At 50.3% G+C, this 17175-nt stretch carries 14 protein-coding genes; all 14 read right to left on the bottom strand.

What is annotated here, in order from left to right; translation table 11 throughout:
- Positions 1-9: 9 nt before the first annotated feature.
- The 14 genes from HP401_RS14600 to HP401_RS14665 all read right to left on the bottom strand — a co-directional run bounded on the left by HP401_RS14600 (position 10) and on the right by HP401_RS14665 (position 17157).
- The gene (locus HP401_RS14600) at positions 10-3084 is read right to left on the bottom strand and encodes a putative baseplate assembly protein (RefSeq protein ID WP_173605494.1); all 3075 of its coding nucleotides are present in this window, start codon (positions 3082-3084) and stop codon (positions 10-12) included.
- Between the two features lie 46 nt (positions 3085-3130).
- Positions 3131-3532 (bottom strand): GPW/gp25 family protein, encoded by a 402-nt coding sequence (locus HP401_RS14605; RefSeq protein WP_173605495.1) that lies wholly within the window; start codon positions 3530-3532, stop codon positions 3131-3133.
- A gap of 16 nt (positions 3533-3548) precedes the next feature.
- A complete protein-coding gene (locus HP401_RS14610; protein ID WP_015892456.1) occupies positions 3549-4274 on the bottom strand; it encodes a phage baseplate assembly protein V in 726 nt (241 codons plus the stop codon).
- Positions 4271-5386, bottom strand: a complete 1116-nt coding sequence (locus tag HP401_RS14615) for a phage late control D family protein (RefSeq protein ID WP_173605496.1) — start codon at positions 5384-5386, stop codon at positions 4271-4273. The genes HP401_RS14610 and HP401_RS14615 overlap by 4 nt, the downstream gene beginning before the upstream one ends.
- Before the next feature lie 7 nt (positions 5387-5393).
- Positions 5394-6029, bottom strand: coding sequence for a CIS tube protein (locus HP401_RS14620; RefSeq protein ID WP_173605497.1), 636 nt, complete (start codon positions 6027-6029; stop codon positions 5394-5396).
- Positions 6030-6086: 57 nt separating this feature from the next.
- On the bottom strand, positions 6087-9941 hold the full coding sequence (locus HP401_RS14625) for a hypothetical protein (protein ID WP_173605498.1): 3855 nt from the start codon (positions 9939-9941) through the stop codon (positions 6087-6089).
- 33 nt (positions 9942-9974) lie between these two features.
- Positions 9975-10439, bottom strand: coding sequence for a phage tail protein (locus tag HP401_RS14630; protein WP_016742059.1), 465 nt, complete (start codon positions 10437-10439; stop codon positions 9975-9977).
- Positions 10440-10444: 5 nt separating this feature from the next.
- A complete protein-coding gene (locus tag HP401_RS14635) occupies positions 10445-10636 on the bottom strand; it encodes a DUF6760 family protein (protein ID WP_007721336.1) in 192 nt (63 codons plus the stop codon).
- Entirely contained in the window at positions 10633-11010 is a 378-nt protein-coding gene (locus HP401_RS14640; RefSeq protein WP_007721338.1) for a hypothetical protein, read from the bottom strand. The genes HP401_RS14635 and HP401_RS14640 overlap by 4 nt, the downstream gene beginning before the upstream one ends.
- A gap of 88 nt (positions 11011-11098) precedes the next feature.
- Complete coding sequence (locus HP401_RS14645) at positions 11099-11530, bottom strand: phage tail protein (RefSeq protein WP_007721341.1); 432 nt, start codon at positions 11528-11530, stop codon at positions 11099-11101.
- 40 nt (positions 11531-11570) lie between these two features.
- Positions 11571-13328, bottom strand: coding sequence for a phage tail sheath subtilisin-like domain-containing protein (locus tag HP401_RS14650; protein ID WP_173605499.1), 1758 nt, complete (start codon positions 13326-13328; stop codon positions 11571-11573).
- A gap of 181 nt (positions 13329-13509) precedes the next feature.
- Complete coding sequence (locus HP401_RS14655; protein ID WP_173605500.1) at positions 13510-14316, bottom strand: hypothetical protein; 807 nt, start codon at positions 14314-14316, stop codon at positions 13510-13512.
- Positions 14316-14888, bottom strand: coding sequence for a Pvc16 family protein (locus HP401_RS14660; RefSeq protein WP_173605515.1), 573 nt, complete (start codon positions 14886-14888; stop codon positions 14316-14318). The genes HP401_RS14655 and HP401_RS14660 overlap by 1 nt, the downstream gene beginning before the upstream one ends.
- Before the next feature lie 112 nt (positions 14889-15000).
- Positions 15001-17157, bottom strand: a complete 2157-nt coding sequence (locus HP401_RS14665; protein WP_173605501.1) for an AAA family ATPase — start codon at positions 17155-17157, stop codon at positions 15001-15003.
- Positions 17158-17175: the final 18 nt, after the last annotated feature.

Consider the following 17175-nt stretch of genomic DNA (forward strand, 5'->3'; position numbering starts at 1 on the left):
CTTCCTTTTTCAATGTTTGGGTGGGTAGGCAGCCTGCCCTTCTTGAACGCGGACGCTGATTCGATGCGCACCCTCTGTGACAATCCCATGTACGATCGTTTCGTATTCAGAAGCGAGCATTTCCTTTCGTTGCCCATTTTCCGTTCGAAATACAGTCAAGGTCAGATGATCCACAAAGCGGACGCCCTTTACGGATTTCAACAAGGCAAATAAGAGCGAAGAGTGCACACGCTGGCCTATTTCCCAGCCCCCACCGTGCAGATTTCCCGATATCGGGTCAAGGAATCGCGCGAGCTTGCCGAGTGTCTCCAGCTCCACCTCCACGATTTCCTCCAAAGACCCCACTGCCAGCTCTACTGTCACCGCAATTTCCAAGTAGACAGGCTCCCTGACATGAATCCGTTCGGGAGAGGCTATCGTCGCTGCCGCATGTGTAAGCAAATAGTTCGTGACAGAACGCCGAAGCTCCAAAAATGGTGTGCCGAAGCATCCCGCTGCGGGCAATACGATCACAGTGACATGCCCCGCTTCTTTTTGCAGGCGGCTGTTCCGATTCGGCAAACACTTCACCTTGACGATCCCCGGATGCGCTTCACGGACGAGCCATTCGAAATCTTCTGCCGTCACCGCTCGATAGCGATGCTTGATTGTCTGTGGACCGCGCTGCAAAGCTTCCGTCAGCAATTCCCGATTACTTCCTCCACTCGCGGGCACCGGATTGCTGACAGCTTGGACAAACGGAATCGATTGTTCCAGTTGATTCAACTGCCCGGCTGGAAGATTTCCTGCTGTTCCCCCTCCGACCTTATACGTCACCCTCACGGAACCGAGTCCGGTTTGAGGAAGCTCCCTACCGTGTCGGCCATCGCCAAACAAAATTTTTCCGCTAGCACTCTCCAAACAGTAATGGCGATCATCCGGGCCTGAATCGTGCAGATGCTCAACTCGCTGCCACAGAACCCAGCATTTTTGCTCGTTCCCTTCAGAATCGTAGAGAATGTCCACCCGATTTTCTGGATGCTCCAGCCAGCTCTTTCGTTCACTCGGCAAAAAGAAGCCTGTTTCATCTACCCATACCTCTTCGTCCATGACGGGATGTCGAATCAGTCTGTACTCGGCTTGTGGCCCCTCTGCTATCCGCTCTGCCATTTCATTGCGAATCGTCTCCTGTTGAATGGCTCGTATCGTATTCGGATAAAAGCCACTTAGCACGGGGTGTCGTGCATCCGAAGCGACTCCTCCCAGACGATTGTCTACGTTGACGGCGCGAATCCAATAACGCTCCCGTTCAAACATTTTGCTTTTTTCCATATCAAAAGGACCAGCGAAACGTACGGTACCACTTTCCGTAAAACCAGCGGTCTGATCAATCGTTTGCAGCTTGGCCCAAGTCGTCGCACCTCTATCTCCTCGCTTGTATTCCCATTGCACAATCGGAGTAGCCCCTGGGGATTCTTCCATTGGTAGAAAAGTAAAGTAGAAAGAGAGCGGTCCTTGTAATGGCGGCTGCTCAAATCCAAAGTAGACGGCGGGATGCAAGCATTCGGACGGTAAAAACGGCTGGAAACTAGCCTGATGATTGCTTGTACCGACAGGTTGCTGCCAATCCAAGTCGTTCTGTGTGAGAATGGCTTCGGGCTCATGCATCGACTCGCTGTACGAGTAGGTCAGGCGCATATCTTCCAGCCACGGGGCCATGTATACAGGATTCGGGCCATATAAGCCTTCCACTTGAAGAATTCTTACACGAATCCAATAACCATACTGGGATTGCACGGTTGTCGGCTGCAAATCATCTGGACACGTAAAGGCAACCACAATCTCCTCATCCGAATCAGTGCCAGCAAACAGCTTCTCACGGTCGTCTCCTGACAGAAGCACCATCCATCCGCTACCATTCCAGTATTCCCATACCACCTTGCTGACCGTGACGGGTGTTGTCGCAGGAGGGGCAAAGGAAGATTCCTTCATGATCCATTTCCATTTCGGTTCCGGCTGTGATAAATGCGTTGCAGGATAAGGCACTGTCTTCATCTGAAAACGCAGGGCAACCGTACTTCCCGGCTTCGTCAACGCCTCTTCACAGGACAAAAAAAACATGCCATACGGTGCGAGCTGCTCGCCAAACGCAAGGCAACCACTCCCAGAAACCTGCACATCATTGGAGAAAAGCATGTCGGGTGCAAGGCCCTCCGGATCATCTGTCGGCAAATAATCCGTCTTCATCTGGATTTGGGTCAGAGAGGTGCTCCCGCCATTTTTCATCCACTCATGAATCATGCCTAGCTTCACTCTACAGCGGAGCCAACGGTTTTCGATTCCTTGCACTTGACTAGACTCCCATTTTTTCCGCTGCGTTTTTTCCAAGCGCAGTCGATTTTGATCAGCCTCGATCTTGTCGAACAAAACCCATTCGCCCTCTGACAGATACGTCCACTCGACCAGTTCGGGATTCGCTAGCTTCTCTGTCAGCAAGGATTCCAGGTAGCGTTCCTGATTAGAAACCATCGTAAGCTGGATCGAAGCACGATCTCCTAAACAAAACAAGTCCTCATGCCCCAAATACCAGCAATGCTCCTGCTGGTTAGGCAAAGCCTTGCAGTCAAAGAGGGGGAGCGGTGCATTTGTTCCAAGCCAACTCGTTGCATCTGTTAAAAAGTCTCGACTGCCATTGGAAAACAACAGGTCTGTTGGGAGAGAGGGGGTAGCTAGCATAGGCTGATCGGTTTCAAAAACCACTTCATCGCCAAGGGCAGACTTCCCCGAAACTTTTGTGCCCGCCGGAATCCACACTGGCTTTTGCACGCCCGTACTCAATTCAAATGCCAAAAAGGTTTCTGCTGGTCTTGCCTGAGCCATCCCGACACCAAGCATATTGAGAAAAGCGATAAAATTCCGCTCCGGAACTTGATTCAAACGCTCACGATTATTCATCAGCATGTCTGCGAAAAGGAGAAATAAAGCCGTACCTGGATCAGGATCTTCTGGCGTGAAGCGCCACTCCGGTGTGTAGAAGGGCACCATTTCGCGCATTTTTCGGATGACTGCCTGCAAATCCCGCGGATCGACCAAAGGTGGCTTCACATTACCCACCTCCCTTCCTTTTTTTCACGCGACTGTGATTCTTGCGCTATCCATGTGGACCGAGACGGTGGACTGGATACAACAGCTGATACCCTTTGTTTGTCGCACGTACGGTATAACTGATCGTAACGTTCACCGTTTCGGAATGAGTCTTGTTGACCTTCGCCTCCACCTGCACATCCCGCACACGTGGTTCCCAGATCATGATCGCTTCTGCGATGTCCGACTGGAGCAAAGCCAGGCTCGTTCCGTCCGTGCCATCAAACATGAAGCCTTGCAATCCGCTCCCGAATTTCGGTCGCATCACACGCTCACCCTTTGCTGTGGAAAGAATGATGCGAATGGCTTCTGCGATGTCATCCTCATAGTTGGACAAACGAATACGGCCTGTAGCCTGATCCACCTGAATAGGGAACTTCCATCCTTTTTCACCGAATGGCTGCTGCATGGAATCCCCCCATGAATTAATTCAATTTGATCACCGAACCGTTGATGGCAACAATACCGTCAGATTTGATGTTCAGGGACGCCCCTGCTTTAATCGACATGGCTCCCTGCGCCTCCAGATTTAGCTGGGTGGACTTGATTGTCAGTGATGTGTCTGACTGAATGGTCACTTGCCCTTTTGCATTCAACGTAATCGTACTTGAGCCGCTCTTCACCGTAACTTCATTGGCGCTGCCGCCTTTGATGGAGATTTGGTTGTTTCCGCTGCTCTCCGTCAGCACAATACTCTCATCCTTGTCCGACAGCTCCACCTGTTGTCCTTTTTTCGTGGCAATCGTGATCTTCCCGTCATTCGGATCATCGCCAAAAATCACTTCATGGCCTGCTCGGGTCGTGATTTTTCGGATGTTGTTTTTCTCTGCCATTTCCGGGCCTTTGTTTTCCTTATTCCATAACATCCCGATCACAAATGGCTCGCGTACATCTCCCCAATGAAAAGCGACCAGCACCTCGTCGCCTACCTCCGGAATAAACAGGCTGCCGCGATCTTTTCCTGCAAAAAGCGTGGCAATTCGCACCCAATCTGTCTCCCGCTCGTTATCCACCAGTGGCAGCTTCAGCTTTACACGCGAGAGCTTTTCCGGGTCTTCGTTGTTCGTCACAATGCCGACAATGACACCGTGGATCCTTGCCCGTTCTTCTTCTGTGATTTCATCCTGGTAGAACCAATGATCAAAGCTCATATCGTATTTCCCTTCACTTGAAACGTTGTGACATAGCCAGATGCCACATCGATGGTGTGTGTGACAGATGTGATGTAATAAGGTTGACTCAGCTTTTTCCCCATGCCCTCTAGTGTGATATAACGGCCAGCACGGATTTCTGGCAGACCAATGGCCTCACAGTTGCCGTCAAGAAGGTTCATGGCGAGTTGATTCAGGCGTGCCTTGGCGACTGCTTTTATCTCCTCAGGTGAGTCCAGCTTTTTCGTAGACTCGTATTTATCAAAATAATCACCGATTGCTCGCAGCAGATCAGCGCTTGTCTTCGAATTCGTCCCGAGCTTCCCGATATCTGCGCTCGTTGCTTTCGCTTCCTGAAGCACCGTTGTTTTGTCCTTGTCTACCCATCGCACCGTATAGGAGGAGGCTTGAGAAGCAATGTTGACATCGACGGAAAAGCTGCGCAACGAAACTCCCCAAATCAAGGTAAGGACCGGCGTCATGTTGCTCAGTGGCTTACGGAAATACAAGTTCTTCCCGACGATAAAAAAGTCGTAGTTACAAATTTTCGCAAGACGATTGATAAACTGAAAGTCAGTCTCGGACACCGTCTTGGTAATGGTCTCGATTGTCTGAACCGTATCATCCACATGCGTCGACAATCCGTATTTCTGTCCCAGCTCTTTCACGACATCGCTGTATTTCTTTTTATTCCAGGCGGTAGACTTGTTATCGACCATAAGCAGGAACGATTTGTCCATCCCTTTTACCGTTATGGTAGGCGTCTCCTCGCATGAAAACGAAACGGCTGTAATATGTCCGTAAAAGAGGCTGGATAGCTCGGTTCCATAGCCAAACTGAATTTCAATTTCATTGCCAGGAACCAAAAAGTCATCTACCCAGCGGAACTCCCACGCTGCCGTATCAAAAGCATTGGTTACCGAAAACGAGAACGTATCTGCTTTACCTTCCAGGCTAGAGTTGATCGTTGCTTTCGTAATGGCGACACCTACCTGGCTGATGAGCTTCTTCCCTCCAACGAGTATTTCCAAGGCTGGGGAATGAAAGTTGTTGTATGTTTGGCGCAGGTCATCGAAGGAATGGCGGTCTGTCGTCAATTTCAATTCGCTCATGCCTTCGTCACCTCACTAGTGGCACTTGTAGGGTAGTAGCCGGTTTTAGCAGTCTGGGATTGTCGATCTGATTGGCGTTCGCAATGTTACGCCATTTCGACGCATCATTGTACGAGCGATACGCCATCAAGTGCAGCTGGTCTCCTTGGTTGACCATTTGTTGTGCGACCTTTTCTCTTGCAGTCCCGATATCGTCCGCGGACTTTTTCACGCTCGTGCCTTTAAAGGTGACGCCTAACGTAGCTCGTACCGGTGTCCCTTGATCGAGAAACATTGTAAACCGCTGCGAAACCTTTTCAACAACACCGGTGAATTGAAAGCTGTCCCAAACGAATTTGCATAGGGGCGGCGTACTGATTTTCTTTTCTACGGCCATCAGTCCCAGCACTTGATTGGTGAATGCACGCACGTCCACTCCAGCCTCGTATGTATCAAAAAACAAGTCGACCGATAATGTCTCGATATCACCGCTCGTGAACATCCCGACTGGTACCGATTGCCCCAATATCTTTTGCCACGAGTAGTTATTGGAAGCATCGACCTTGTATTCCGAAGGGTTAAAGAGAACGGAAATGCTCTCCTTGAAATCACCTTGCCCGTTGCGATCCACTAAAATTTTGGCCTTTTTCTCCTGACCCATCATTGGCTTTTGCCTCTCTTTATCGAAGAAATAGTCGTCTGTGAGTACGGAAATTTTTGGCTATAAACCTCGTCGCTGCCGCTCTTGCGTGAGGCGCTTGTCCAGCTCCTTCATCATTTTATCCATCAATCGATCCACCTCTTGCGGGGACAGCGACGTCTGATTGCCAGTCCTCTCTTGCACGTGTAGATCGACTTGTCGCTGGGGTGGAAGTGTTGTCGCCTGCGGCACTGCGGTTTCTTGAGGAGGGATGCTTTTTCGCAGGTACTCCATCGACGGTGGCGACTGAACGGTAGCCGTAGGGCTTACGTGGCTGTCTGCTGTGCGTAACGCTCGGCGATGAATATGGGTTGCGTTTTCGGACAGGGAACGCTGCTCGGATTCTCCGGGTCTTCTTTGAGCTTGTTGCATTCGTTGCAGGAGCTGAAGTTGCGTCGTCATTGCTGTTGGCTTCAGATTGAATAGCCCTGGTCTTTGCAGCGACATGAGCCTAGCGTCTCGAACCTCGATTGTCTGTGTCTTATCACTCGTTAACCGATTGATCGCTTGCGTCTTCAGGTTGACCGTCAGAGTCTGAACAATAGATGTTTCTCTCGAGAATGGAGCCGAGCTGATTGGATGGTGGTGAGATAATGGCTCCAAGCTGCTGAATCGATCTTTTCGTTGTTGTAGTTCTATTGCACGACTGCTTCCACTCTCATGTATGAAGCTGTCGGGCGCCAACATGCTTTGACCATGCACAAGGCTATGGGGTAGTCCCCATTGTTTCTGAACAACCATTTGTGCATCGTGACGATTCAAAACAGTCGAGAATGAATGATGGTTCTGTACATATGCTTTCGTTCGGAAATCAGTCTGGATTGCTTCTCTGATTTGCTCCATTACTTGAAGATAGGGACGGACACGTAGGGCAAGGAAGCTTGTCCACAAGCTGGCTGTTTGCTGAAAGAAGCGAGAGTGACTGATTTCACGAGATTGACGGCTTTCTCGTAATGGATTGCTTTCGCCCATGCGAGACCTTGACTGATCATTCGATTGCTTTTCATTGCTTGGCGGAGCTTTCCTACTTGTGCTTGAGGTGCCTAGCTTTGCAAACCCACTTGTTGATGCGAGCTTTGCAAACTCGCGTAATGCCACTAGCTTCGCGCTTTTTTGCAAGAGGATCGTAAGTCCTAGTTCCGCACTCCATCCAGCAGCTATCCGTCGCAATGAGTTTCTGTCAAAGACGTCCGCTCTCATAGAAAGCGGCTTCGCAGACGTGTTGTACAATCGCTGATGATCTTCTCCACCGGGTCCAATCCACTCTGTAGTACGAAGCATTGCAGAACCAAAGCGGTTCAACCTGAAGAAAAGTGCCTCCTGATCATGACGACGAGTAAGCACGAGTGATCGACTTGTGCTTCGCTCATTATTCAAGAAGACGGCGTGCCGTATTGGACGATGCTCATGCTCGTGTACCATTGAGATCGTCGCTTTTCGTCCCGGTAGACTAAACTTTTCTTGATTCTTGGCGAAAGAGAAGGCGACATCTGACTGATTGTCCTTCCCACCCTGAAACGATAGTAGCTGACGTACCATTCCATATGACATCTGAAAAAGGTGCTTATTTTGCAGAAAATGAATAACTGGCTGAAAAAATGGTTGGGAGATGCCTTCAGGTGTACTTGCAACAGGATACAGAGATTGCTTCCCCGGCTCATATAGAAGGTTCCTTGACGCATGAAATCTAGTAGTATGGAGCTCCCTTGTTCTGAGCTGTTTTGCCGCCATCTGTTGAAGATGCACCCACTCCATCACAGACTTCCCGTTCGTCTTGTCGTGGGTAGTACTGAAGATACGATTCTGTAACGTTTGCCAGCGTTGGCGATTTGTATGGAAGACAGGCACGAAGCGCTCCCATGCAAACCGTGCGGTACTTGCTATACCAGCTGGCTCACGCTCGATTTCGTTATGAGTTGCAAGATGTTCCTTCATCCACGGCTGGTTCAACCATCCTCGTTTTTCAAAGAAAACGGGATCAATACCGGACTGGAAGCTCTCAATCCAATAAGCAGTGATCGACTTTTTGACAACTGACTGCGAGAGAAGCGGAACTGTTCGGGAGCTATCTGTGATACGGGCTGATTGCAATGGGAACGGTAGCCCCTGCATGGAGTGTAAAAGGTGTAAGGACAAACCCGTTCGCCACTCTTGCTGTAGCATGTCTGGCTGCTGATACGAAGTAGGGAACATGGCAGAGATGACGCTCGTTTTGCCAAAATGAGTTTGCTCATGGCTTGATTCCAAACGAATGGACTGCTCCCTAGCAATCTCGTTCAACCTGGCTTCCTGTGATATCAGCTGTTGAAGTAACTCGTATGTCCGCTGATTCCTTCGCTTCCTTGTTGCCATCGTTTCGAAAGGAAGCTGTTGCACCGTGTGTAATGTAATTCTAGGCGGTTTCTGCTCACCCCGAGACACCAACATGGTTGCTAGTTGCTCTTGGCTTAGGACAAGCTGGCGCAACCCATGCAACAAAGTGCTCGACTGTTCTTCCCGCCCGCTCTGTATCTGCTTCAACCTCTGTCGAGAACCGAGCACAGCTAGCCCACGTTCGCTTTCTGCCTTTGCAAACCGTTGAACCAAATGGAACAGCTGCTTAAACCCACCAGCATCCCCTCGATGAAGCATACGAGGCAATAAAAACGAGAACATGCTCGAAAACTCATGGCTCTGAAGTATCCTCTGTTCTAGCATCCACTCGCTTTTTGCTTGCGGATGCTGACGGCTTCTCAGGAAAACAATCGGCTGTAAAACATGTAGACGTGGATGCGCGATCATCGTCATTGGCAGCCGTGTTTCTCGACTTTGTTGCCAGCGCAGACTCAGGTTTTTCCACCAGCGACCCCAAAGTTCAGTCTGCTGAGAAGCTACAGACCAATGAATATTTTCACTTTCATGAACGATTCGTCTCGTGATGTCTCTACCGTCTATTCCGGCTTGCACTGTCCACACCGAGCGATCCAAGAAAGAACTTGTAGCCCGTCCTTCTGCTCTTTTTAGCAAATCAGGAAAAAACCGCGTCCCCATCTCTGGTTCCATTCCTTTGCGGATCAGCTGCAAAAAGTAGCGAACTCCAGATTGTTCGAATCGGACTTCATCAAAACGCGTCGCTCTGAGACGTGGAATCGAAATCGCATCTACTCCTGTTACTGATTCAAGCCGTAACCGTTCACGTTCATATTGCAAGCTCCGGAGTTCACCAGGATCATCTATTCGTGCCGTGTGTACCCATAATTCCGGCGAAATATAGGAGGTCTCAGGCTTAAAAAAGCTTCCACGTACGGTTTCCTTGCTGTCTGAAACCATTGCTTTCAAAAGAGGCAAGGCAAAATCGGCCGGGTGTATCTGCACTTTGGACCGCCCAAGCGGCAGCCATTTCTCAAGTGGGCTTCCTCGCTGAACCGAAGATTGAACATTGCTGGACCAGTGATATCGATCTCTTCCCTTTGAGACAACCGTGATCTGCGGCAGGTAAACCTTCTCGATTATTTTGGATGACGCCCACTTCTGAAAAAGCTCATGTATAAAAGCAGCTGGTCGTACTTTTCGTCCTGATCCCAATGCTTGCGTCATGACTACGCGCTCTTTTGATCCTGGTAAGCCAGCCTGTCCGTTCGGCAACATTTCTCGATTCAATCCGAGGTAGGAGTCCACTTGTACTTGCATGCGCACATGAATGAAGGTCTGATGAAAGTGGTTTTCCTGCCCTCCGATACTCGGCGAAAAATCACGATGGATCAAAGCGAGGTAGCCGGGATCGCGACCTTCCGCGTGCCGATACTTCTGCATGATGCTCTGTGCAAAGCCTTGACTGGACGCCCTTGGCTGCAGTGATGGACGACGCGAAAGTGGGAGCGCCTTGATCGTTATCATCGTTTCTTTTGCTCCTTGCAGACGGGATAAGGCTTAAAAATACGATTTTAAGCCGTGGTGCACGATTTCCAATGTCTCAACGGCTACTTCTCCATGCGTGGCCCGAAACTCCGGTCCAACCCACTTGACCGGATAAGCCCCTTCAAACGCCCAAGCCCCCACGTCATTTCCGTTTGCGTCCATAAGAATGATTGCCCCTTGCTTGCGCTTGCGCTTTTCTGGCGGGCCAAAGTGGAAGTCCTCATACCATCGCCACAGCTCGTTTGATCTCACGAACCCTCGTTTGAAGACGAGATTGGGAAACTTGCTGCGTTTCGGCAGCTTGTGGACGAAATGGTTCACGCCGCCCTCTTGATACTCCTCCAGCTCTGTTTCGACGGCCAATCCGGACACTTCACTAAAACCAGCGACCCAGATACCATCCATCTCCAATCCAAACGGAAGAAAGTCCACACGAAATCGGAGGTTGGTGTAATATGGATTTTCATTGGCGAACACCAGAATCACCTCCGCTTGAACACATCAAAAACATTTTCGGGTTCGTCATTTTGCTTGCGATTGATCGCGGATATCTCTTCACACCAGCGCCGCCGTTCCTTGTGTTCCATCGACATGATCTCGTCGTGAGGCCAGTGAAAATAGTAGGCGATGAAGGCGGCTTCTTCATAGATCTTGTCGACGGGATACCCACTCATACTCCCTCCAGCGCCCCTGAAAAAGCCATGTCTACCTGAAATTCATGCTCGCATTTCGGACAAGATGTCTTGAACATCGAGCTGTCCAATTCATTAATCTGTCTGTACAGGTTTTGCAGGTACGCGAGATCCGCCGTAAACAGCCGCTCCACCACTCTGGTGTCAATTCCCCGTACATCTCCCAGCTTGGTAATCACTCTCGTCAGCAAAATAATCGTCAAGTAGCCGGGATTTTGCTGAACACGTGGATCACGCATCGGCAAAATCTCATCGGCAGCCGTCGCCAAGCGCATGACGCCCCGCTTGTGCAGGTTTCCTTCTTCATCCACATAGCCGCGCGGGAGCTCAAATTCGTATTCCGTTTTAAATGCCATGGTGTCATCCTCCTCATCACCCTAGGCCAGCAAGAGTGACAAAGAAAAACCTCTTTTCCTTGCCACTCTTAGGCGTTCGGATCTTCTCTTATTTCGTGCGTGTCATTCCTTCATGAGCAATTTCCAACTGCTCAATTGCTACCTCTGAGGACGTACCGTTAAAATCAGGCGCCGTGTATTTGGTCGGCCATGCTTCGATGACCTTCCATGTAGCGACATCATCTCCGGCTTCGTTAATGGCAATGATCGTTACCGTTTTGCGTGCGACCTTGCCCTGGATGGTGTCCTGCATCCAGTTGTACAAATCCATCGAATCTGTCACGCCCCATTTCAGCGTGATGTTCCCGTACTTCGCCAAGCCCGGGAGCTTGCGGGGTGTAATCACCTCATTGCCTTCACGATACTCGACTACGTCCACAGACGCGTCAAAGCCCGACACCTCACTGAAGCCTGCCTGCTGAATGCCGTCCATCTCTACCCGATACCGAAACTTGCGGTATGGATCCTTGCGATCTGCCATACTGTACCCCTTTCTTCACATCGTTTTTCCCCGTGAATTATTACTGATCAGATGTTTTTTGCGTAATACGGAAGATGACGAACTCTGCTGGTTTGACAGGAGCTACACCAATCACGCAGATCAATCTGCCATTGTCGATATCATCCTGCGTCATCGTGCTTCTTCCGATTTGGATGTAAAAGGCTTCCTGCGGGCTTGAGCCCATCAACGCGCCATCTCGCCAGACACGCGTCAGGAAAGAATCAATCGTGCGTTGGACGCGGGCCCACAGCCGCTCGTCATTTGGCTCAAATACCACCCAGTTTGTCCCGTTTTTAATCGATTCTTCGAGGAAAATGAACAGACGGCGCACGTTTATGTACTTCCATAGCCCGTTGGATGACATTGTCCGCGCACCCCAGACGCGAATTCCTTGACCTGTAAACGCGCGAATCAGGTTGACTCCCTTCGGATTCAAAATATCCTGCTCGCCCGTATTGTACTGGCAATCCAGTCCTGTGCAGCCACGTACGACCTCGTTTGCCGGGGCTTTGTGGACGCCGCGGGTGTTGTCCGAGCGCGCGTAAATGCCTGCCATGGAGCCAGATGGCGGAATGTAGATGTTGCGCTTGTCCAGCGGATCGAACACTTGCAGCCAAGGATTGTAGATGGCAGCGTATTGCGTATCGAAAATATTGCGATGGGTCAACACATCGCTCACTTTTTTCTTGTCGCGTGGGATATCGAGGATGGCAAAGCGGCTTTTCAGGTTTTCACAATGAGCCACAAGCGCGAGCTGCACATTCGGGTCTGTTACGCCAGGAATAGCCATAATGCTCACTTCGTCATTATCGATGAAGGCTTGGATTCCAGTACGTTTTCCCGGTCCATGGTCCTCCCCCATGTATTCCCCTGCCGACAGATTGGCGACAGAACCGTCGCTGCCCCCTGCCAATGAAATTTGATACAGACCGAATTCCGTCTTTCCACCCTCAGATTGAGTTTCTTCCGCGATCCCTGAAATGACGGTAAAAGGTGGAATGACCTCTGAGCTCGCTGGGGCAGCACCCGCTTCGACCTCTACGATATTGCTTTTGGACAGCAGCTTGCTGACATGATTGGCAGCAGAGACATTGAGCGAGCATTTGTCGAACTCTTCGGCCTCATCGTTGTAGAAGACTTGCACCGTGAATTCGCATGTGGACAAAATTTTGACCGGCAGCAGATTGTTATCGATGACGTCTCCTGTTAGCACGGTAGATAACTCGATCACATTGTCCTGGGAAGAAACCACTTCGCTGTACTGCTTGGTTTCACCGTCGTAGAAAGAAACAACATCACCCGGTTGAAAGCCTGCACTGTTTTTCACACGGTATTTAGGAGTTTCGCCTAGCTGCTCGTAAATCTGCGTTTTTGCCTTGCTCGACGGAATCAAATTTATGCGGATCTGATTTCCCCATGCACCCGGGTTTTTGGCCGTAATCCGAAGGACAGTCCCTTCGCTGTTGCCCTCATTGGAAGCCGGCTTCGCATCTGCTGGCGCTACCCGCATCACATAACAACGGGAGCCTCCATTTAGAAAGAAGTGATCCACCGCATAAGCGAGATAGCGGTATTCGCCAAACGCATTTTCAGACAAATAGGAACCGAACAATTTGCGAAAATCATTGACACCTGTAATCAGCTCAGGCAATCCAGCAACGGGTCCTTTTTGGGCAAGCCCGATAAAGCCGGCCGTGCTTGTACTCGCTCCCTCCATGGGAACGGGGCCACTATCAAATTCTTCGACATACACCCCTGGTGATAAGTACTCTGGCATCGTAACCTGATTGGAGAGTTCCGCGTGTATCAGCAGCAGAAACCTGCAATCAGTCCCTCCCTCCGATTAATTTCATCACTTGCTTTACCACTTACAAAAAAGCCGTTTTGATACGTGAGTCTTGCTCTATAATCAGGCAGCAGGGTGTCATGGACCGACGCCAAACAACTGCCGGATCACCCTATTTGGGTCTGTTCATTTGGATGATACCTATGGATTGGGTCGTACTGGCTTGAATGGAAAGCTCGGCAAAACCAGCGGCTTCTTCCCGCCACACTTCAATTTTCATACGCGCATGAGTTTTTTCCAGAAACAACGGAAGGGCAACTACGAATTCTCCTCTGTCGTCGCAGTTCGTTTCGAGCAGTGGGAGTAAGACAGTGCCTCTTGGGTAGGCAAGAGAAAGAGGTTCGGTCAAGGGATAAACCCGACCTTTTGGGGGACTTGCAAAACGAATGATCGTCCCTTTGCATGTGGGTGTTTCGAGAAGAAAAGCGTCAGCCAAATCAACTTGACCCTTTTTACTGGCTACGATTAGCTCCGTGGTCTCTTTGGCAGCGTCCTCGGCCAATTTCACCGGGGCATCTCGCTCATATGAGATGACAGCCTGCACATAGGCACCACCAGCTGGAGAACCATCCTCCACGCAAGCTCTCCCTCGAACAAGGGAGTCTCCTGCCCGAAATGGATAGGCTGGACTCGGATGCAAGTAAATGATTCGTTCGGAGTAAGTTGTGCTCCCGGTCGTCACAGGGAAAGTCACGGAGCGATCCATATACTCCCGGCTGCTTATATTGAGCGTGTATATCCCATCAGGCAAGTCTGAAAAGATATACCATCCGTCTCCTTTGCATACAGGCACTTGTGGATGATTCGCCAAGCGAACAGACAAGCTCGAGCGAAAAGGGGCTCCCCTTGTATACATATCCACCAGACGGACGGCATACGAGAAAACGGAACGAATGCGCACCTGGAAATGCTGATCCATTAACGTTGACCTTCCCCTCGTATGCGAATATCCCGTTCCAGTACGCGCTTCGTTGAACGAACTCGGGTGGAATCGATATGAACCGGCCCTACCGAGTAGCCGATGGATAGCTTGTACGGAACATGTGGAAAGAGTTGGATGAGTTTATCAACGGGAGGCTGCTCCACGACGACGCGAAGCTCTGTATCCATGTTTGCAAGGGAGCCTTGAAGCTGATCGCCACGCAAAATGGCGTTGTCGTAGAGAACCTGCATGGCACGCCCGAAGATGCGGTGCTCGTCCAGCATGCGGGTATGCTGTTCTGCTGGGGAATGGGCGGTCAATATGTAGGAGAGATTGACCGTCATTGGGGGATATCGCAACTGATCAGTACCTTCACTGATCATCATGTGCTGCCTCTCCTGACTTTCCCGGATTTCGTATAAAAACAAGGCTAACGCCAAATCTCCTGGCTGAGCAGGCGAGCTTAGACCAATCAACTCCGGTTGGCTAATCGGCTCCGGCGTCATCTCTTTTCGAAAAAGAGCGAGCAGTGTCTCTCCTACTTCAGCAATGGCGGTGTACTGGCTAATACCCGTTCACCTCGACATTATTTGACAGAATACACTTATCATAACATTCAAATTAATGGTTTTACATGCATTTTTATCTAATTTTGTAAAATTACACACTTTCTTCGACAAGCTACCTGTTGGCATACTCCCCCAAATCCTCTTTCAACAGCAGCTTACCCGTCTTTTTTAACTCCTGCTTCGCAGCCTCAATCAAATGACGCATGGAAACGGGCGTGCCTTCCGATGCAGCCAAGAAAGAGGCAGCGAGCACCACATTTTTGATCCCGCCTCCCGCAATATGCAACTTGGAAGCGAGAAACTCAAAATCGATGTCACCAGCTCGTGGTGTATCTGCCGGGAACATGCTGCGCCATATTTCTTCGCGATAGGACGGTTCAGGAAAAGGGAACTTCACCACGTAGTTGATTCTGCGCATGAAGGCCTCATCAAAATTTTGCAGGAGATTCGTCGCCAAAATGGAGACTCCCTCGTACTCCTCCATCTTTTGCAGCAAGTAGGCTGTTTCCACATTTGCGTATTTGTCGTGCGAATCTTTCACTTCTGAGCGCTTGCCAAAAAGGGCATCGGCTTCGTCAAAGAAGAGGATGGCATTACCGATTCTCGCTTCCGAGAAGATCTGGTGGAGGTTTTTTTCCGTCTCCCCAATGTACTTGCTGATCACCTGCGACAAGTCAATTTTAAAAAGCTCCAGACCCAGTTCCTTTGCTACAACTTCCGCCGACATCGTCTTGCCCGTACCCGGAGGACCTGCAAACAACATGCTGACGCCCGTACCATAAGAGAGCTTTCTCCCAAAACCCCACTCTCCCAAAACAACATTTCGATAGGTCACCTGATTGCAGGCGTTCCGCAACAAAGTCAGTTGCTCCTCAGGCAAAATCAGATCTTCCCAGCTGTATTTAGGTCTCAAGCGTGTGGCTTGCTTTTCTAGCGCATGTCTCATTTGCAGAAAGCAAGCTTCGTGGAGATGTGTTTTCGTAATGATCCCGTCTTTCGTCTGCATCGCCATCTCGTTTGCTCTGTGAAGCGCCTGATTGATTTGCCCGGCATTCAGCTTGAATTTCCCTGCTAAAACGCCTACGTCAATCTCTTGAGAAAAGCTCATGCCTGCACGGCCTGTCTCCCATAATCGCCTCCTTTCCGTTTCATCTGGACTTAGCACCTCCATTTCCAGCCAAATCCGCTTCCCCAGAGCGTTTTCCGGCTTCCATTGACTTTTCGCCACAATGGCAATGGGACCAGAAAAGCTTTCGAGTTCATCCATCATCAGCTGCTTGCGCCCAACTATTTGGACTTCTTCTGTCAGAAAAACCTCGAACTGATGCAAGCACAGCACACCCCGAAGCAGCTGCACCTCCCGCAATACCTGCTGTAATCTGCGTGAAAAAGCTTCCTCCCGGATCAAGCGCTCTGCATCGACGAACAGCACCGGTCGCCTGACGCGGTGAAACAGATGCTTCACCCGATGCCTTTTTCCAACGCCAGTCGGACCATGCAAATGCAGGAGAAGCCGCTCCGAATCTGCTCCTGCCGCTTCCCACAATGTGTCAAAGCGCTCCTGCAAATGCATCGCGCTCTCTCCTACCAACGGTTCTAACTCTTGATCTGGCAAGCTCCAGGATAGCCAAGGCGGCAGACTGGCATCACCTCCATTCCTTGTCGTCAAGAAGTGCAGCAGTCGTTCATCCAGCTTTAATGGTCGAGAGAGCCAAGAGCCACTGCCACCCATATCCCCCTCGGTAAAAAGCAGTAGTCGTCCCAGCTTGCTTTTTTGCGCAAACGCTGTCCAGACTTCCATTCTCTCGGTCGCTGTCTGGCAAAATAGCTGCATTGCCAATTCGGGAGTAGGTGACTTGCACGTAATATCATCGAGGAGGTAGCCAAACAGCTTTTCGTACTTCCGATCCAGCTCGACTGACAGACAAAGAAATAAACACCCCAGCTCGAAGCGGTTGAGTGAAAAAGCATCTGCCACTACCAAAATCGGTATGCTACCCGCTTCTTGCATGTGCAGGGCATGAAGTCGTTCCTCGCATGCTGCCAACCGCTCTGCGAAGGCGTCCCATAGATGCGTTGCTGGCGGAGCTGCCTCGAGCAATTGCACGACTTCCTCCTCTGTGACAATCACCCCCCTCATTTGATCCAGCGGATAATCTTCCCCCTGCTGTGCTCGCACGGCCAGCAAGCGCATCAGATGAATATCCAGCCATCGAAGCATCTCTTCGTAATAGTTCCACTGGCTGTGATTCGGTTCGAGATTCGTCATTTTGCTTTTTCACCGCTC

Origin of the sequence: Brevibacillus sp. HB2.2 (assembly GCF_013284275.1) — a bacterium.
Classification (GTDB): domain Bacteria; phylum Bacillota; class Bacilli; order Brevibacillales; family Brevibacillaceae; genus Brevibacillus; species Brevibacillus brevis_D.